Origin of the sequence: Antarctobacter heliothermus (assembly GCF_002237555.1) — a bacterium.
In the GTDB taxonomy this organism is placed as follows: Bacteria; Pseudomonadota; Alphaproteobacteria; order Rhodobacterales; family Rhodobacteraceae; genus Antarctobacter; species Antarctobacter heliothermus_B.
Map to the genome: position 1 here is coordinate 2,975,177 of NZ_CP022540.1, position 17,458 is coordinate 2,992,634.

Annotated in this window: 13 protein-coding genes and 2 pseudogenes; 5 read left to right on the forward strand and 10 right to left on the reverse strand. The window is 59.7% G+C overall.

Features of this window, described 5'->3' with window-relative positions; translation table 11 throughout:
• Positions 1–136 precede the first annotated feature (136 nt).
• The gene (locus tag ANTHELSMS3_RS14185) at positions 137–1,150 is read left to right on the forward strand and encodes an IS110 family transposase (RefSeq protein ID WP_094035436.1); all 1,014 of its coding nucleotides are present in this window, start codon (positions 137–139) and stop codon (positions 1,148–1,150) included.
• An 884-nt stretch (positions 1,151–2,034) separates the two neighbouring features.
• Positions 2,035–2,613: a hypothetical protein gene (locus ANTHELSMS3_RS14195; RefSeq protein ID WP_157733516.1), complete on the forward strand. Its 579-nt coding sequence runs from the start codon at positions 2,035–2,037 to the stop codon at positions 2,611–2,613.
• A gap of 64 nt (positions 2,614–2,677) precedes the next feature.
• Here the strand turns inward: ANTHELSMS3_RS14195 and ANTHELSMS3_RS14200 are convergent, their stop codons facing one another.
• A complete protein-coding gene (locus ANTHELSMS3_RS14200; RefSeq protein ID WP_094035439.1) occupies positions 2,678–2,875 on the reverse strand; it encodes a hypothetical protein in 198 nt (65 codons plus the stop codon).
• A 135-nt stretch (positions 2,876–3,010) separates the two neighbouring features.
• On the opposite strand from ANTHELSMS3_RS14200, the gene ANTHELSMS3_RS14205 reads away from it, so the two are divergent.
• The gene (locus ANTHELSMS3_RS14205; RefSeq protein ID WP_094035440.1) at positions 3,011–3,490 is read left to right on the forward strand and encodes a tetratricopeptide repeat protein; all 480 of its coding nucleotides are present in this window, start codon (positions 3,011–3,013) and stop codon (positions 3,488–3,490) included.
• Between the two features lie 72 nt (positions 3,491–3,562).
• Positions 3,563–4,678 carry a hypothetical protein gene (locus ANTHELSMS3_RS14210; protein ID WP_094035441.1) on the forward strand — a complete coding sequence of 372 codons (1,116 nt, stop codon included), beginning with the start codon at positions 3,563–3,565 and terminating at the stop codon, positions 4,676–4,678.
• 223 nt (positions 4,679–4,901) lie between these two features.
• Here ANTHELSMS3_RS14210 and ANTHELSMS3_RS25585 read toward each other — a convergent pair whose 3' ends face one another.
• From ANTHELSMS3_RS25585 to ANTHELSMS3_RS14220, 3 genes and pseudogenes are all read right to left on the reverse strand, one after another.
• Entirely contained in the window at positions 4,902–5,177 is a 276-nt protein-coding gene (locus tag ANTHELSMS3_RS25585) for a hypothetical protein (protein ID WP_157733517.1), read from the reverse strand.
• A gap of 337 nt (positions 5,178–5,514) precedes the next feature.
• Positions 5,515–6,539: pseudogene (locus ANTHELSMS3_RS14215) on the reverse strand (IS110 family transposase).
• Between the two features lie 319 nt (positions 6,540–6,858).
• Positions 6,859–9,054 (reverse strand): VWA domain-containing protein, encoded by a 2,196-nt coding sequence (locus ANTHELSMS3_RS14220; RefSeq protein WP_094035442.1) that lies wholly within the window; start codon positions 9,052–9,054, stop codon positions 6,859–6,861.
• A 225-nt stretch (positions 9,055–9,279) separates the two neighbouring features.
• Between ANTHELSMS3_RS14220 and uvrA the strand changes: the two genes are divergently transcribed.
• Positions 9,280–12,138, forward strand: a complete 2,859-nt coding sequence (gene uvrA / locus ANTHELSMS3_RS14225) for an excinuclease ABC subunit UvrA (protein WP_094035443.1) — start codon at positions 9,280–9,282, stop codon at positions 12,136–12,138.
• 50 nt (positions 12,139–12,188) lie between these two features.
• On the opposite strand, the gene ANTHELSMS3_RS14230 is transcribed toward uvrA, so the two are convergent.
• From ANTHELSMS3_RS14230 to ANTHELSMS3_RS14250, 6 genes and pseudogenes are all read right to left on the reverse strand, one after another.
• Positions 12,189–12,392, reverse strand: coding sequence for a YgaP family membrane protein (locus ANTHELSMS3_RS14230; protein WP_094035444.1), 204 nt, complete (start codon positions 12,390–12,392; stop codon positions 12,189–12,191).
• Between the two features lie 88 nt (positions 12,393–12,480).
• Complete coding sequence (locus ANTHELSMS3_RS14235) at positions 12,481–12,897, reverse strand: hypothetical protein (protein WP_094035445.1); 417 nt, start codon at positions 12,895–12,897, stop codon at positions 12,481–12,483.
• 101 nt (positions 12,898–12,998) lie between these two features.
• Positions 12,999–13,871 carry a 3-hydroxyisobutyrate dehydrogenase gene (gene mmsB / locus ANTHELSMS3_RS26485; protein WP_368074438.1) on the reverse strand — a complete coding sequence of 291 codons (873 nt, stop codon included), beginning with the start codon at positions 13,869–13,871 and terminating at the stop codon, positions 12,999–13,001.
• A gap of 78 nt (positions 13,872–13,949) precedes the next feature.
• Positions 13,950–14,969: pseudogene (locus tag ANTHELSMS3_RS26490) on the reverse strand (enoyl-CoA hydratase/isomerase family protein); the annotation flags it as partial.
• Positions 14,970–15,025: 56 nt separating this feature from the next.
• A complete protein-coding gene (locus tag ANTHELSMS3_RS14245; protein ID WP_094035447.1) occupies positions 15,026–16,165 on the reverse strand; it encodes an acyl-CoA dehydrogenase family protein in 1,140 nt (379 codons plus the stop codon).
• A 142-nt stretch (positions 16,166–16,307) separates the two neighbouring features.
• Entirely contained in the window at positions 16,308–17,444 is a 1,137-nt protein-coding gene (locus ANTHELSMS3_RS14250; RefSeq protein WP_094035448.1) for a glycosyltransferase, read from the reverse strand.
• Positions 17,445–17,458: the final 14 nt, after the last annotated feature.

Sequence of the window (17,458 nt, forward strand, 5' to 3'; positions counted from 1 at the left end):
CCAATCCCCTCATAATCCAGTGAATCAAAGGACTTGCCGCACTGCAACAAAGACTTTTTCAACATGGTGTAATCTGAATCCGGCACTGCAAATCAGCTGGTAGACTGTACCGGCAACCAATTGGAGGAGCAGATAAATGGAATATTTTGCTGGTTTGGATGTCTCGATGGAAGAGACGCATATTTGTGTGCTGGATCGCGATGGCACCTTGATCCGAGAAGGTAAGGCGCGTTCCTCGCCAGATGCGATTAGTGATTTTCTCGCGGCCGGTCCAACTTGTGTAGGCGTTGTGTTTGAGACCGGCAGGATGGCACCGATGCTATACCATGGACTTACTGAACGCGGCATTCCAGTCCAGTGCATTGAAAGCAGGCAAGCCTATCAAGCCCTTAAATCTCTGGCGGGACACAAGTCTGATCGCAATGACGCGCGCGGCCTGGCCCATCTGGCGCGGACCGGGTTCTACAAACCTACCCATGTCAAATCGCTGTCTGCTCATGCGATACGGTCACTGATCGCAGCACGCAAGAAACTGGTCGGGCAGCGCGTGACGATCGACAATCAGATCCGTGGGCTGGTGGTCGTATTTGGTGTACGGTTGCCACGGGCACTGTCGCCTGCATTCAAAGATGCCGCTCTGAAAGTGAGTAATGGGGTTCCAGGTCTTCATGCTGCATTGAACGGATTGTTTGCAGCGCGTGAAGCAATATTGGCGGCCGTTGCTGCAATTGATGCCGATGTTAAAAAGACGGCCCGTAAATCCAAAACCTGCTCACGTCTTATGACCGTCCCAGGTGTCGGGCCGATCACGGCACTGGCTTTTGCGGCCGCAGTAGATGATCCGTCGAGGTTCCGACGATCGCGCGATGTCGGGCCGTACCTTGGGCTTGTCCCAAGGCGGCATCAGTCCGGAGAAGTAGACTATGTCGGCAGCATCTCGAAACGGGGTGATACCAGGGTCCGAACGCTCCTGTACGAGGCGGCCAATGTCATGCTGACGAGGTATGCTGGCCCGCTCAAATTGAAGGAATGGGCGCTTGCGACTGGTGCGCGCTCAACAATGAGGAAGGCACGTGTGGCCCTGGCCAGACGACTCGCTATTGTCCTGCACGCGATGATGCGCGACCAAACCGAATTCCAGTTCGCGTAAGGATCACCAGAGAGACAATCACGAGGATTCCAATATCAAAGTTCCCATCTGGGACGATGCCCGAGGGAGGGCGTGAGACACGGCGTCGATTCTGTAGCAACAACCAAGACCAACGGTATGATTGCGGTTTCCACCTAGCCGACCCACACCCAGCCAACCCCATTATGAACCCAAGAGTTCGAAGAGAACAAAGGCAACCTCTGACATTACAGTACGATATTAGGAAACTCGCATTGACGGATTAGAGAACAGAACCGGCGGGAGGCCGCCGTTCGCTGCGGATGCAAACATCTTTTTGCAGATCGGTGGAAGCGGCCATTCGAGTTCCCGAAAGCCTAACCAACCATGCTGCGCAAGCCATCAAGGTCGGCTATGCGCAGGTAGCGACCTTTGCAAAGTTTGGAGCCGTAGTCTTCCTTGTCGACGTGATCGGTCCAACGCGGACACCGACGGAGAGCCACGTCGCTGTGCTGCAGCTTTGGCGTTTCTAACATTCGCCAAAGGCCGAATGTCAATTATAGCCTTGCAGACATTGCCGAGACCGCAGGTCGCGCGTAGCTTGTCTTTGATCAGAGATTTAGCACTATAAAGAATTTCAGGTGATACTCATTGTAGTGCTCCGCGATGGGATGGGTTCGTGTTTGGGAGACTAAGTCGCGCGTTAGTCGAGACATGGTGTGCTTCAAGAGTTGGCACAGTCGCCAGATCGTCGAACGCGACCGAAACACCCTTGTTCGCAATTATAGCTCTCGTGTTTTGAAGGGATCACCACGATGATTTTTGCACCGTCATTAGAACGTCTCGCCTTCATCGGAATCAAGCAACGTCACAACGCCGCCCTTTCACATCGTCATGGACTGTAAACAGCTCGGAAAAATATGAATATGGCACAAAAAACGCCAGAGGAAATAGAAGCAATGGCTTTGGAAGCCCCTTCTACGGCTCCGGCGGTTTCAAAGACCGAGCTGTTTGGGGCCGATGACAGGGACCGTTACTATTTATACATCCAGCGTGTCAGGCCATCTGACAGACGTAAATACTGCCTCCTTACCCACCACGACCGCATAAACGAAATGACCCTGTCCATGAGGTTTCCGCACAAGCGGAACGAGGCTGCGGTCATCAGCTTCAAGATTTCGTTTGAAGGGGCAAACGGCTATCAGGGCGAAACGATTTCCGTTGCGTTTTCAGACCTATATAGGCAACCCCACCCCAATCGCGCATTCGACCGGTGGGTTTTCAAAGTAGACAGACATGATGTATCTTTCGAACGCTACTCAATGGGGCGCATTTACACGATACTGCTTCCCGTAGCCGAGCTTTGGAAATTTGCGGGCGATTGGAGGATTTCCTCAAATATGACTTTGCAGGGTGAGGCGCATGAGGATTTGGGAAATATGGCGCTCGCGGACTCCGAATGTGGCTATAAGGCCCTTGTCGATAACTGGCCCCAAAACCGGTAGCTGACCCATTCATGCTGGCCTCTATTGCCCGAACACCCCGCACGATACACAGCCGGCCCGTCATTCACTGGACGGAAAACCCCAAGCTCTGATTGGCGATGCCATATGCGATGATCTGATAGGCCGTATCGTAATCTATACCGGCGGTTTCGGCGCACATCTCTGTCGTGGCACCATGGGCATAATTATTGAGATCGTCACGTATCGTTTCGCGATCCACGCCCTTCAAGGGGTGATCGTTTCTACCGGCGGCATCACTCATGGAACCTCACTTTTCTGTACCATCATCATGCCCTGCTCTAGCCGGCCAGCACGAAGTCTCAGCCAGTTTTCTATTTTCGGCAACTTCGTGTAGAGGTTTCGTCTCATATGTTTTCATCATGCAGGACTCTATACTATGGCGCAAGAACTCGAGAACATATTACGCCAGCATGATCTGTTCCACGGCCTCAACAAGGCCGGCAAAGCGCTTTTGGAGACGAACCGTCTCGACGAGGCCCTGCGCACCTCTTATGACGCGCGCGACTTGGCGGAAGGCCATTTAAGGCAAGACCCTGAAAACGAGCATTGGCGCGACTACCTCTGTGTCAGCAATGACCGCATCGGCACCATCTTGTTCAAACAAGGCCTGCATGAAGAGGCTTTGCAGGTCTTTCGCGACTGCCTTGCGATCCAAGAGCGCCTTGAGGATAGAATTCCCAAAACCACCGTCGGGCAAGAAAACATCGCCCGCAGTCATGACAAAATCGGAGCGACCTTGATCAAATTGGGCCGCAACGGAGAGGGGGTGAAGGCGCAAAGGGATGCGCATGCCATCCGCGAACGCCTCCCCGAGATCGAGCGCGCCAGCCGTGAGTGGCGAGATGGATATTTTTAGTCCGATGGTCGAAAGCGACCGAAACACCCTTGTTTGCAATGATAGCTTTCGTGTTTTGGAGATATCGACGCAATGATTTTTGCCCCGTCATTGGACCGCCTCGCCTCCGTAGGGATCAGTGATTTCACCGAGCAACAAGCGATCAGAAAGGAGTGGTCAGAGGTTTTCGCAAGCGATTTCGGCCATTTCGACACCTTCTATGACCTCATTGTCAACGCAGGCCAGACCCTCTTGGATATAGAGCCGTCTTTCCGGCATTCACATGCGTTCTCACACCATAGCGCCGAGGTTTTTCTCTACACCGCCTCGGACGCGGGCTATCTTCTCACCATCGGCTCCAAGCCCGCGATTGAAGAAAGGCTTGCACGGCATAATGAGACGATTTTGTCTTTGATTGCTCAGATGACTGCAGCGGCAAAGCACCGACAAGATCTTGCCGTAGCCGTGGACGCGCTCATGTCGCTGTATTTCTATCATGTCTCGTATGGTGATGTTGCCAAGGGGTTATACGCGGATATCGGGCGCATCATTCCCGAAATGGTGATGACCTTTCCCGCGCACTCATTCCCTTTCGCGCTCTCCCTGCTGTCGCATGGCGCGGATACCGCCGAACGTATTAGCAGGATCATGATTTTCCATGTGGTAGACCGCGGGGACGTTGCACATAACCTCTGTCAGGCGGTCGCCGAGGGCACGATAGACTTGCACAGGGACCGCAAATGGCTCCGCGAGTTAGGCCCGGCAATCATGGGGCCTGTTGCGCGGGCAGTGCGCGACGAGCGCCCTGAAATATGCGACGCCTTTGTGTCGGCCTTCGTGCTGACACCGCTTCACTGCAACCCGCAGAGCCATGAAGAGCAGATTGAACGCCTTGAAACCGACCTTTCCATTTTACGTGCTCGGCTTAAGAGCTTTGAAAGATGGCTCAAGGCACCGACGCCTGTCACGGCGCAGGATACCTCTTTGGTGCTCGATATCTCCGAAAAGAAAGAAGAGCTGGAGCGCGTTAAGAACGACTTTGAGGCATGGACAGAGGAACGCTGGGATTTCGCCGTGCGCCAGGTCGCAACCCGGCCAGACAACCGCGCCACACTTGAGGCGATACAGACCAGGCTGTCGCCGCTCCTCAATGCCGATCTGGAACAACTTCTTTCAGATGCGGCACAAGTGACACCGGACAAGGGTTGAAAAGAGACCGTTGGTATTTCGAACGACGATTGCCGAACTTGCTATCGCAGCAAATGACCAGTATCCGCCCGTCACTTCGGAAAGCCTCTGGTGCTGCGGCTACACAGGTTATGTCCGCTTCGGGCTGACAGCAGTCATCCGGTGTGATCGCTCAGGGCGGTGGCAGGGCAATTTGCCCAAAAACCACGCGCTGCATTGCCGCAAGTCCGCTTGGAGCCCTTAGCTACTCCACGGTGATCGTGTCGCCGATAGCAATCATGCTCCTAAGACCCAATTCCTGATTAGCTTTCATATGCAAATGAGGATGATCAAGAAACCCGTTTGGGCGAGGGTGATAAACTTTACAAGGGAAAGACTTTCCAACTTTAGAAACAAAAACATGTGCTTTTATGGAAGCCTTGTGAGGGAATGCAATCATGCCATCCGTGAGAAAAACAAAAAGGGTCTTCCCATCTCTATCTTCACTAAGGCAGTCAAAGTCATTGATTTTAATCTTCATAGCCAAAAGTCTCAGGTAAGCAAATTAGAGTCAACGGGAACAAAGTCCGCAGACCGACGTTTCAATCGACAAAATGCTGCGCCGAGCACGAATGTCCTGTGTGGATGGCTCCCGCATAGCAAGTCGTAAATGATCTCGTGTACCTGTTCAGAAGCGGTCTTGTGTCCGGCCTGTTGACGCGGTCATTGCCGCTGGCCCTGATGGGATCCGCAGATCAGGTTCCTATCTGCTTTGCGGGCAATGGCGCCCGGGACATTCGTCGGAGCGTCCTGATCGTTGCGGCTGAATGGCACACCATCACATCGTTGGTCTTGCTATCTCGTGGGCGCGCGCCGTCTCATACGGCGTGCGGCTTGTAGGGCTCATCCCTCGTGAGGATTGCCCACATGATCCTTGCTGTTTTGTTCGCCATGGCGACGGTCGCCAGTCTTGCGGGCTTTCTCTGCAGCAGCTTCGTCAGCCAAGGATCGGCACGCTCGGGATGGGCGCGACTTGTCGGACGCGCGACGTCATGCCAACTACAATGAGCTGGCGCAGGTATCGGTCACCCATCTTGGTGATCTTTCCCAATCGTTCTTTGCCGCCGCTGGAGTGGTTGCGAGGGGTCAGCCCTAACCACGCAGAAAATTCGCGGCCACTCCTGAACTGTCGGCCGGACCCGATCGTCGCAGCCACGGCAGAGGCGGTGACCGGGCCGACACCAGGAATAGTCTGCAGGAGTTGAGCCTGTCGGCTGAGGCGCGCCTGAATGCGCAACATGGTTTCGAACCAGCCAAGGCGGTTGTGAAGATCAATCAGCTGTCGGCTGAGGACGCGCAGAACGTCCTGGGCCAGATCGGGCGGTCCCGGCTGCTTGCCGTCGATGATGGACTTGGCGAACTCAATGGCGCGCGCGACGCCCCGAGCGATGGTGATCCCGAACTCCGCTGCAAGGCTCCGGACCATGTTGATCAGCTGCGTCCTCTGACGCACGACGAAGTCACGCGCGCGGTGCAGGGACAGTAGCGCCTGCTGTTCCTTGGACTTGATCTCGACGAACCGCATCGTGGGCCTGGGCCGTGTCACTGCTTCGCAGATTGCTTCGGCGTCGACCGCATCGGACTTGCCGCGCTTCACGTAGGGTTTGACGTACATTGGCGGCATCAGCCTGACGGTGTGGCCGAGTTTCGAAAGCTCCCGCGCCCAATGATGGCTCGAAGCGCAGGCCTCGATGCCGACGAGGCAAGGTGACAGGCGCTGGAAAAACGCCAGAACCTGCGCCCGTCTCAAGGGGCGGTTGAAAGCAACGTCTCCTGTCTCGGTAACTCCGTGGACATGAAAGATGTTCTTGGCCAGGTCGAGGCCGACGGTGGTAACTTGCATGGGGTGGCTCCTCTCGATCGCAGATTCTGACACCTGCAGTATGGCGCATTGCGACGCCGGGAGCGGGAGCCATCCACCCCATCTGCTACGACGGGCCGTACCGCAGCATGTTGACTGGGTGGCGAAGGTCCGCAATGGACCGCTCTCGTCTCTGAGGTCAAATTGCCGACGGACCCCTGGAAAGCCGATCATTCCCATTACCGACATTCATCAACGTTGGAGTATATGCGGGCCGGAGGTCCCGTTGCCGCTCGCCGCCCCCTGCCAACAAAAGGACCGGCCCCTTTGCAGGGGCCGGTCCTTGTCGCCGTAGCGGACCTTATTGCGGCTCGTAGGTCAGTTCGATCGGCCTGCGCGCCAGCACCTTTTTGTCCTTGGCCATGACATAGCGCAGTTCGTACTTGCCCGGACCCTCTGGCAGTTTCAGCACCATCGGGCTGTCCTCGGACGTGTATTTGTAGACGCTGTAGTCTTTGTCCGGGTCACCCTCACGGGCGAGGCTGATGAAGTCGCCTTTGAAATCCGGTCCGTCCCAAGTGACGCCCAGTACGGTGCCTGCGGGGATCTTGTCCGGGGCATCGATGCTGGCGGCGACCTCTGTCAGGGTGATCTGCGTCGTGCCAAGGATCGACCTGCCTTCGCTGGCGGCCACATAGCGGATCTCATAGGTGCCGGGCTCTGGCGGCATTTGCAGCAGCAGCGGCGTGCCTTCGCGGACGTAGGTATAGGCGTGGTACTTGTCGGCGGGCATATCGGCGTCGGCCACGGTGATGAAATCGGGTTTGTAGCCGGGGCCGTCCCACGTCACCAGAACCGGGGCCCCGGCGCGCGCCTCTGCCACCACGTCCAGCGTGGCGCTGACGCTGCTGACCTCTACCGTGGTCGAGGCCAGAACCGTCTTGCCCTGCGCCATGACATAGCGGACCTCATAGGTGCCGGGATCGGCGGGCATGGTCAGGTCCAGCGGCGTGCCCTCACGCGTGTAGGTATAGGTCTCATAGCCCGCGTCGTCGGGTTTGGAGACGGTGAGATAATCGCCTTTGTAATCCGGGCCGGTCCAGCCGATGGGGATGGCCGCGCCTGCGGGGGCGGTGTCCGGAACATCCAGCGTGGCGGTCACATCGCTGACGGTGATGGCGCGGGTGGCCAGCACGGTTTTGTCCTGCGCCATGATGTAGCGCAGCTCGTAGCTGCCCGCTTCTGGTGGCATCACCAGTTCTGCCGGGTCGCCGTCGCGGGTGTAGCGATAGTTGACGTAGCCGGTTTCATCCAGTTTGGACACGGCAACGTAGTCACCTTTGTAATCCGGGCCGGTCCATGTCACCGGCAGGGTTGCGCCGACGGGCGCCGTGTCGGCGGCGTCCAGCGTGGCCTGCGCCTCTGTCACGGTGATGGGTTGGGAGGCCAGCGTGACCTTGCCGTCCGCCATGATGTAGCGCAGTTCGTAGCTGCCCGCTTCTGGTGGCATCACCAGCGCGCCGGGGGTGCCGTCGCGGGTATAGACGTAATTGACATAGCCCTTGTCGTCGGGTTTCGCGACAGACAGGTAATCGCCCTTGGCGTCCGGTCCGGTCCAGTCTGCCTGAATGGTGGAACCGGCCACAGCCGAGGCGGGACCGCTGACAGAGGCATCGGGCAGCGAGCTGGGCAGTTCCAGCGTCACGGTCTGGCCTGCGTCCACCACGGTAAAGGTTTTCTCGACGCTGGCCTCATCATCTGGGCGCAGCACGGACACGGTATAGGTGCCGGCCATCAGGTCGCGGGAAAAGCTGGCGTTGCGTTCCAGATCGACAACCAGCTCTTCGCCCTGTTTGACGTCCCAGATCAGCGGGGTTTCGATCCGTCCGCCGTTTGCGCCATCGGTGGCGACGAACAGCGTCGGATAGACCGGCTGCGCCTGCGTGACCTGACCCAGCGCCTGACCCAGTTCGGTGGCGTTGGCAGCCAGCAAGAATTGCCCGCCGGTTTCATCCGCAAGGCACTGCATCTGGCGGCGCGCCTCCGGGTCGCTGACGTCAAAGCCGACCACATGTACGGTAAGTTGTGCGCCAGCCTCTTCCAGTGCGCGGGCGGCGGCGCAGGGGTCTGGGTTGCAGGTCTCGATCCCGTCGGAGACGAGGATCACGGTGGCGGGGTCTTCGGTGTATTTCAGCGCCGTGGCGGCGGCGACAACGGCATCGGTCATCGGTGTCTTGCCGCGCGGGCGCAGTTGATTCACCGCAGCGCCGATGGCGTCGCGGCTGGCCGCACCGGGCAGGACCAGCGTTTCGATGTCGGTGCAGTCGCCCTTGGTGCGGTGGCCATAGGCGGTCAGGCCGATGGATTGCGTCTGGGGCAGGGTACGCAGCAGATCGCCGACCACGCCCTGCGCGATCTCGATCTTGGTGACTCCGTCGATTTGCCCCCACATGGAGCCTGACGCATCCAGCACGAGGATGGAGTTCACGTCCTCCTGCGCCGTGGCAAGGCCGGGCAGTACACAAAGCGCCAATGCGGCGCGGCGAAACCGTGTCATGGAAATCCCCCTTTGGCGGTAATGCGCACAGCCTGCACCCTGTGTCGCGTTGGGGCAAGGAATGGTTTCCCTGACTGTTGCGGTGCATTTCCGACGGTCTTTGCGGCACGAGACCGCCGCTTTGTGGGTCGTCACCGGAATGTTCACACTTCGTTCACGCTTTTCGATTGGCGAAGGCGGGGAATCCCCCTATGTACACTCGGGTTGCAATACCGGGGGTCAGACATGCCGGAACTCAAGAAGATCGAGGTGCGCGGCGCGCGCGAGCACAACCTGAAGTCCATCGACGTGGACATCCCGCGCGACGAACTGGTTGTGATCACCGGGCTGTCCGGGTCGGGCAAGTCCTCGTTGGCGTTCGACACGATCTATGCCGAGGGCCAGCGCCGCTATGTCGAGTCGCTGAGCGCCTATGCGCGGCAATTCCTCGACATGATGGAAAAGCCGGATGTGGATCACATCAGCGGTCTGTCTCCCGCGATTTCCATTGAGCAGAAAACGACGTCGAAGAACCCGCGCTCGACCGTTGGCACGGTGACCGAGATTTACGACTACATGCGCCTGCTGTTTGCGCGTGTTGGCACGCCCTATAGCCCCGCCACCGGCCTGCCGATCGAGGCGCAGCAGGTGCAGGACATGGTCGACCGGGTCATGACCATGGAGGACGGCACGCGCGGCTATCTGCTGGCCCCCATCGTGCGCGACCGCAAAGGCGAATACCGCAAGGAATTCCTTGAGTTGCGCAAGCAGGGGTTCCAGCGGGTCAAGGTGAACGGCGCGTTCCACGAACTCGACGATCCGCCGGTGCTGGACAAGAAGTTCCGCCATGACATCGACGTGGTCGTCGACCGGATCGTGGTGCGCGAGGGCATGGAAACCCGTCTGGCGGATTCGTTTCGTACCGCGCTGGATCTGGCCGATGGCATCGCCGTGCTGGAAACCGCGCCGAAAGAGGGCGACCCGGAGCGGATCACCTTTTCCGAGAATTTTGCCTGTCCGGTCAGCGGATTTACCATCCCGGAAATCGAACCCCGGCTGTTTTCGTTCAATGCGCCCTTCGGGGCCTGCCCGGTCTGCGACGGGCTGGGCAAGGAGCTGTTCTTTGACGAACGCCTTGTGGTGCCGGACCAGACGCTGAAGATCAGCGATGGCGCGCTGGCGCCGTGGCGCAAGGGCAAGTCGCCCTATTTCCTGCAAACCATCGAAGCCATCGCCAAACATTACGAATTTGACAAAAAGGCGCGCTGGAAAGACTTGCCCGCCCATGTGCATCAGGTGTTCCTGTACGGGTCTGGCGATGAGGAAATCCAGTTCCGCTATGACGAAGGCGGACGCATCTATCAGGTCAGCCGCGTGTTTGAGGGGGTGATCCCCAACATGGAACGCCGCTATCGCGAGACCGACAGCAACTGGATCCGAGAAGAGTTCGAACGCTATCAGAACAACCGGCCCTGTGGCACCTGCGGCGGTTATCGCCTGCGGGAAGAGGCGTTGGCGGTCAAGATCGCCGATCTGCATGTGGGTCAGGTGGTCGAAATGTCGATCAAACAGGCGTTCGACTGGTGCGAAACCGTGCCCGCCAGCCTGACCAAGCAGAAGAACGAAATCGCCCGCGCCATTCTCAAGGAAATCCGTGAGCGGCTGGGGTTCCTGAACAATGTCGGGCTTGAGTATCTCACGCTTAGCCGGTCTTCCGGCACGCTGTCCGGTGGTGAGAGCCAGCGTATCCGGCTGGCCAGCCAGATTGGCTCTGGCCTGACCGGGGTGTTGTATGTGCTGGATGAGCCGTCGATCGGTCTGCACCAGCGGGACAATTCACGCCTGCTGGATACGCTGAAAAACCTGCGCGATCAGGGCAATACGGTGATCGTGGTCGAACACGACGAAGAGGCGATCCGCGAGGCGGATTACGTCTTTGATATTGGCCCCGGTGCCGGGGTGCATGGCGGGCAAGTGGTGGCCAAAGGCACGCCCGAAGAGATCCAGAACGACCCGGCCAGCCTGACCGGGCAGTACCTGTCAGGCGCGCGTGAAATTGCGGTGCCTGCGGAGCGGCGCAAAGGGAACCGCAAGAAACTCAAGGTGGTAAAGGCCACGGGCAACAACCTCAAAGAGGTGACCGCGGAGTTCCCACTGGGCAAGTTTGTCTGCGTGACCGGCGTGTCCGGCGGCGGTAAGTCGACACTGACGATTGAGACGCTGTTCAAGACTGCCAGCATGGCCCTGAATGGTGCCCGCCAGACGCCTGCGCCCTGCGAGACGATCAAGGGGCTGGAGCATCTGGACAAGGTGATCGACATCGACCAGCGGCCCATCGGGCGGACTCCGCGGTCTAATCCGGCGACGTACACCGGGGCCTTTACCCCAATCCGTGATTGGTTCGCCGGGCTGCCAGAGGCCAAGGCGCGTGGCTATAAACCGGGGCGGTTTTCGTTCAACGTCAAGGGGGGGCGCTGTGAGGCCTGTCAGGGGGATGGTGTCATCAAGATCGAGATGCACTTTTTGCCGGATGTCTATGTCACCTGTGAGACCTGCAAAGGCGCGCGGTACAACCGCGAGACATTGGAAATTCTGTTCAAGGGCAAGAGCATAGCTGGCGTTCTTGATATGACCGTTGAGGACGCGCAGGAGTTTTTCAAGGCGGTGCCGTCAATCCGGGACAAGATGGATGCGCTGGCACGCGTCGGTCTTGGCTATATCAAGGTTGGCCAACAGGCGACGACCCTGTCAGGCGGTGAGGCGCAGCGGGTCAAGCTGTCCAAGGAACTGGCCAAACGGTCCACGGGCCGCACGCTATATATTCTGGATGAACCGACCACGGGCCTGCATTTTGAAGACGTGCGCAAGCTGTTGGAAGTGCTGCACGAACTGGTCGAAGGCGGCAACACGGTTGTGGTGATTGAACACAATCTGGACGTGGTGAAAACCGCCGACTGGATCATCGACATCGGCCCCGAGGGCGGCGATGGCGGCGGTCAGATCGTGGCCGAAGGGACGCCGGAACAGGTGGCCGAGGTCGAGGCGTCACACACCGGTCGGTATCTCAAACCGATGTTGCAGCCGCGCAAGGTGGCGGCGGAATAACGTCTGACGTTGGCGCGCGGGGCCCAGTGAGGGCCCCGCCGCTGGCAAGCTCAGGATTTGAGCTTGCAGGTGTTGATGCCCAGCAGGGCGTAGGGCGGGCAGGTGCCCAGTGCGGCGGTGGCCAGCATCACGATGCCCACAACCAGCAACAGCCAAGACCAGCTGCCCGAGACCGTGAAAAAGGCGATGATCGCCACGATGCCGATTATGGCGCGGATGATGCGGTCCGATTGACCGACGTTCTTTGCAAACATGAGTGCCTCCGGGGGAGATGGTTGATCCTGACGATTAACTATCATCGCATCATGCTTTTCGCATATGATCTGGATCAACCAACCCGGCTCAGTTGCTGAGTTGTGCGAGGGCCCCGATGATGTTGAGAACCGCCCGGGTGTCCGGGTCAATCTGGTAAACCTCTTTCTCGACAATCACATAGGTGCGGTCTTTGCGCAGGCCGTAGCGTCCGGGGTTTTTGAGGATCGTGTGATTGGTCGCTAGGCGTTCCCCTTTGCGAATTTTCACGGTCTGTTTGTGGGTCTGTTTGTGGGTTTGTTTTTGCTCCTGCTTTTGCTTTTGCACCTGTTTCTGGTGCTGCTGCTGGCCGGGTTTCTTGTCCTGCGCCTTGTGCTGGATCGGTGCTGCACAGGCGTCGGAATGTTTCGATTTTCCGGGTGTGCAGCGGTCTGCCAACGCGGGGCTGGCAAGGGAGGCGGACAGCAGGCCGGTGCTGAGGAGCAAAGTGAGTGTCTTGAGGTTCATTGCGGATCTCCGGGGTGTGTGCGTTGTCTATATGAAACGCACCAGCCCGGAGTTCCGTCGGAAATACTGAATGGTTCGGGCGGAAAGCCGCCAATGACCTGTCAGCCGCGCCCGCGTTTTTCGAAACGCGGCAGCATGGCAGAGAAATCCCGTCCCTTGCCGTCTTCGTCTTCGACGAACTGTTTGTAGAGCTCCATCGCGGCCTGACCCAACGGCGTGTCGGCATCCGCATCCGTTGCGGCCTGTTGGCTCAGGCGCAGGTCCTTGAGCATCAGGTCGGCGGCGAAACCGGGCTGATAATCGTTGTCAGCGGGACTTTTGGGGCCGACGCCGGGGGCCGGGCAATAGGCGTTCATTGACCACGAATAGCCCGAGGAGGTGGAGACCACGTCAAACATCGCCTCGCGCGACAGGCCCAGTTTGTCGGCAAGGGCAAAGGCCTCACAGGTGGCGATCATGGTCACACCCAGGATCATGTTGTTGCAGATCTTGGCGGCCTGACCGTTGCCGGACGGACCGCAATGCACCGCCTTTTGGCCCATGATATCGAACAGCGGCAGGGCGCGGGCAAAGGCGGCGTCCGAGCCGCCCACCATAAAGGTCAGGGTGCCGCCTGCGGCACCACCGACGCCGCCCGAGACCGGCGCATCCAGCGCCTCGACACCTTTGGCTGTGGCCTCTTCGGCGACCATGCGGGCAGAGGCCACATCGACGGTAGAGCAATCAAGATGGATGGCGTCCTTGTCCATCGCTGGCAGGATCTCTGCCGCGACAGATTTGAGGATCTCGCCGTTGGGCAGCATGGTGATGACGATCTCTGATCCCTGTGCTGCCTCCGCCGCGCTGCTGACCTGTGTCACGCCCTCTGCCTGCGCGCCGGCCACGTCAAAGCCTTTGACGCTGTGGCCTGCCTTGGCGAGGTTGGCGGCCATGGGGGCGCCCATGTTGCCCAGTCCGATAAAGCCGATCTGCATGGTGTTCTCCTTGAAATCGAGGCTGTCCTTGCCCAGCGGCATCAGCATCTTGGCGACGTCGATCAGGGGAACCTGATCCAGCGCGTGACGCCACTTGGGCGATTTGTCCTTGTCGATGATGGCCGCGCGGATGCCTTCGAGGAAGTCCCCGTGTTCCATGATCCGGTGGCTGACACGGTATTCCAGTTCCAGCGCCTTGCGGATGCTGAGCGAAGGCGTCCGCAGCCGGTGGATCATCTCCAGCGTGACGGCCATGGACAGGGGGGCGTTGCGCGACATGGATTTCAGCGCCTTCTGCGCGATCTCGCTGTCGCTGTTGCGCAGGGTGTTGAGCACGTCGCGCAGCGCCTCACCGCCGAAAAGCGCGTCGATTTCGGGCTGCTGCGCGGCCAGTGGGCTATCCGGCGGTGTGGGTGCGACGCCAAGCGCGGCGATGTCTCCGGTGTCGATCAGCGCCTGTTTCAGCGCGGGCCAGTCGGCCTGCGGGTGAAAGCGGTCGGCAAAGCCCGCGTGGATCGCGTCGCCAGGACCCATGCGCGCGGCGGTAAGCCCGAGGTATTCGCCCAGCCGCCCCGGCGCGCGGGCGAGAACATAGGTGCCACCGACGTCGGGCACAAAGCCGATGCCGACCTCTGGCATGGAAATCTGGGTGGTCTCACCGACGATGCGGTGCGAGCAATGCCCGCCAAGGCCCACGCCGCCGCCCATGACAAAGCCGTGCAGGAAGCTGACGATGGGTTTGGGGTATTCCGCCAGCTTGGCGTTCATGCGGTATTCGTCGCGCCAAAAGCGGCGGCCATAGTCGAGGTCGCCCGCCGTGCCGGTGCGGTACATCTCGGCGATGTCGCCGCCTGCGCAAAAGGCGCGGTCGCCGTCTGCGTCGAGGATCACCAGTGCGATGGCATCATCGCTGGCCCAGGCGTCCAGCGCCTTTTCCGCAGCCAGACACATGTCCCATGTGAGCGCGTTGAGCGCCTTGGGCCGGGTCAGCGTGATGTGGCCAGCGTGGCCTTGGGTGCGGATCTGGATATCGGTCATGGTGTGGCCTGTCTTGAGGGGGGCAGGGGGCTGTCTGCCCCCTCTGGACCTTTGGTCCATTCACCCCCGAGGATATTTTAGGACAGAAGAAACCCCGGGCGCGGCGCGTTGCGAGGTCAGTTGGCCAGCATCTGGCGTGAGATGATCAGGCGCATGATCTCATTGGTGCCTTCGAGGATCTGGTGCACACGCAGGTCGCGGACGATTTTTTCCACGCCGTAGTCTGCCAGATAACCATAGCCGCCAAACATTTGGAGGCAGCCGTTGGCCACGTCGAAGGCGTTATCTGTGACCATGAGTTTGGCCATGGCGCAGAATTTGGTGGCGTCGGGGGCTTTGTTGTCCAGTTTCCATGCGGCGTGGCGCAGGAAGATGCGCGAGGCCTGCAGTTTGGTTTCATATTCGGCAAGGCGGAATTGCAGCGCCTGAAACTGGTCGATGGTTTTGCCAAAGGCCTTGCGTTCGGACATGTATTGCAGCGTCAGGTCGAGGGCATTTTGGGCGGCCCCCAGCGCGCTGGCCGAGATGTTGAGGCGGCCGCCGTCAAGTCCCGCCATGGCGTAGGAAAAGCCGCGGCCTTCTTCGCCGATGATGTTTTCGGCGGGCACCGGGCAATCGTCGAACTGGACCTGTGCGGTGGGCGAGGATTTCCAGCCCATCTTTTGTTCCAGTGCGCCAAAGCTGAGGCCCTCTGCGCCGTCCTCGACATAGAAGGTGGAGATGCCTTTGGGGCCGCCCTCACCTGTGCGGCACATGACGACATAGGCGTCCGAATAGCCGCCGCCGGAAATGAACGCCTTGGTGCCGGTCAGGCTGTAGCCGGCGTTGGTGCGGGTGGCGCGGGTGCGCAGGGCGGCGGCGTCAGAGCCGCTGCCCGGTTCGGTCAGGCAGTAGCTGAGCACGGTTTCCATGGTCAGCACTTTGGGCAGGACGCGGGCCTTGAAGTCATCACTGGCGAAGCTGTCGATCATGCGCGCGCACATGTTGTGGATCGACAGGAAGGCCGCGACCGAGGGGCAGGCCATGCTGAGCGCCTCAAACACCAGCGCCGCGTCGAGGCGCGACAGGCCGGAGCCGCCCGACTCCTCTGAGACGTAGAGCCCGCCAAAGCCCAGCTGCGCGATCTCTGGCCAGAGCTCTTTGGGGATGGTGCCTGCGGCCTCCCACTCGCGGGCGAAGGGCGCGATGCGCTCTTGCCCGAAGGCGTGGGCCATGTCGAAGATGGCCGTCTGTTCCTCTGAAAGCGCAAAATCCATCGCGGCCTCCTCCTTCGGCTGAAATGAACACTTGTTCAGATTGTTGCGCGAAGGCGCGTGCAATGCAACAGGGCTGGTTGCAGGTCTGCTTTGCAATTTTGCAAAACCCGGCGTGGAAATGAAGGTTTGTGTTTGCGGTAACTCAGGTGTTGGCGCAGGTCTGGCGGATGACCTGTTCGACCCGCGCAAGGCCGACGTCATTGTCGAATTTGGCCTCTGCGGTGGCGCGGGCGGCGCGGGCCATGGCGCTGCGGTCGGGCGTGTCGAGGATCTGGGCAATGCGCGCGGCAAAGCCGTCTTCGTCCCATTCCTGCACCAGCAGACCGTTGACGCCGTCCTCGACCGCCTCGGGAATGCCAGCGTGGTGGGTCGAGATGGTGATGCATCCGCAGGCCAACGCCTCCTGGATGGCGGTGGGCAGACCCTCTGTGTTGCCGTTCTTGGCGGTTACCGAGTGTTGGAGGAAGACCTCTGTCGTCAGCAGGTGCTCGCGGACCTGATCGTGGGGCAGGGCACCGGTAAAGGTGACCTGATCGGCCACGCCCAAGGTGGCGGCCAGCGTGCGGCAGTCGTCCAGCAGGGGGCCGTCGCCGATGAAGGTCAGATGCGCGTCGCGCCCCTGGGCCGCCTTGGCAAAGGCGCGCAGGGTGATGTGCGGGGCCTTTTTCTCAACCATACGCCCGACGGCGAGGAAACTGCCGGGGCGCTTTTCGCCGGGGGTAAAGCGGCGGATATCGACACCGGAGGGGATGACATGGGCATTGGGGTGACGGATGCCGTGATGAGCGAGGTTATCGAGCAGGAACTGGCTGACGGAAAACATGCCGGCAAGGCGCGGCATCATCAGCCGGTACGAGCGGATCCGCTGTTTCGAGCCAAGCGCGGCAGAGGCATCGGTGCCGCGCCAATAGGTAAAGACCGGGATACCCATGTCATTGCCCAGCTTCGCCAGAACCAGCGCCTGGGTGCCGAATTCTGCGAGGATGACCTGCACCCCCTGTTCACGCAGAAAAAACGCCAGTTGGTGTAGGTTGTCTCCAAAGGGCAGCCGAGAGGTGCCGTGGCGGGCCGCGCTGATGGCGGCGGCAAAGGGCGCGCGGATCTTGTCCATCGGGGTGAGCGGCGCGCGGCGGGTGAACAGCGGTTTGCCCAGTGGATCCTCGCCGTTGAACCGGCCGCAGACGACGCAGGTGTCGCCGCCAAAGAGGTGTTGGATGTGACGATTGATAAAGGTTTCGCCCATGACGAAATAGTCCGACGTGGCGATGGCGGTTTTCATGTTGCGGTGTCTCC

What these genes read in the sequence shown, in the direction of transcription:
- ANTHELSMS3_RS25585 (WP_157733517.1), bottom strand. Translation starts at nt 5,177, where the DNA reads ATGAAGATTAAAATCAATGACTTTGACTGCCTTAGTGAAGATAGAGAT.
- ANTHELSMS3_RS14195 (WP_157733516.1), top strand. Translation starts at nt 2,035, where the DNA reads ATGGCACAAAAAACGCCAGAGGAAATAGAAGCAATGGCTTTGGAAGCC.
- ANTHELSMS3_RS14200 (WP_094035439.1), bottom strand. Translation starts at nt 2,875, where the DNA reads ATGAGTGATGCCGCCGGTAGAAACGATCACCCCTTGAAGGGCGTGGAT.
- ANTHELSMS3_RS14220 (WP_094035442.1), bottom strand. Translation starts at nt 9,054, where the DNA reads ATGACACGGTTTCGCCGCGCCGCATTGGCGCTTTGTGTACTGCCCGGC.
- mmsB (WP_368074438.1), bottom strand. Translation starts at nt 13,871, where the DNA reads ATGCAGATCGGCTTTATCGGACTGGGCAACATGGGCGCCCCCATGGCC.
- ANTHELSMS3_RS14245 (WP_094035447.1), bottom strand. Translation starts at nt 16,165, where the DNA reads ATGGATTTTGCGCTTTCAGAGGAACAGACGGCCATCTTCGACATGGCC.
- ANTHELSMS3_RS14235 (WP_094035445.1), bottom strand. Translation starts at nt 12,897, where the DNA reads ATGAACCTCAAGACACTCACTTTGCTCCTCAGCACCGGCCTGCTGTCC.
- ANTHELSMS3_RS14185 (WP_094035436.1), top strand. Translation starts at nt 137, where the DNA reads ATGGAATATTTTGCTGGTTTGGATGTCTCGATGGAAGAGACGCATATT.
- ANTHELSMS3_RS14230 (WP_094035444.1), bottom strand. Translation starts at nt 12,392, where the DNA reads ATGTTTGCAAAGAACGTCGGTCAATCGGACCGCATCATCCGCGCCATA.
- ANTHELSMS3_RS14210 (WP_094035441.1), top strand. Translation starts at nt 3,563, where the DNA reads ATGATTTTTGCCCCGTCATTGGACCGCCTCGCCTCCGTAGGGATCAGT.
- ANTHELSMS3_RS14205 (WP_094035440.1), top strand. Translation starts at nt 3,011, where the DNA reads ATGGCGCAAGAACTCGAGAACATATTACGCCAGCATGATCTGTTCCAC.
- uvrA (WP_094035443.1), top strand. Translation starts at nt 9,280, where the DNA reads ATGCCGGAACTCAAGAAGATCGAGGTGCGCGGCGCGCGCGAGCACAAC.
- ANTHELSMS3_RS14250 (WP_094035448.1), bottom strand. Translation starts at nt 17,444, where the DNA reads ATGAAAACCGCCATCGCCACGTCGGACTATTTCGTCATGGGCGAAACC.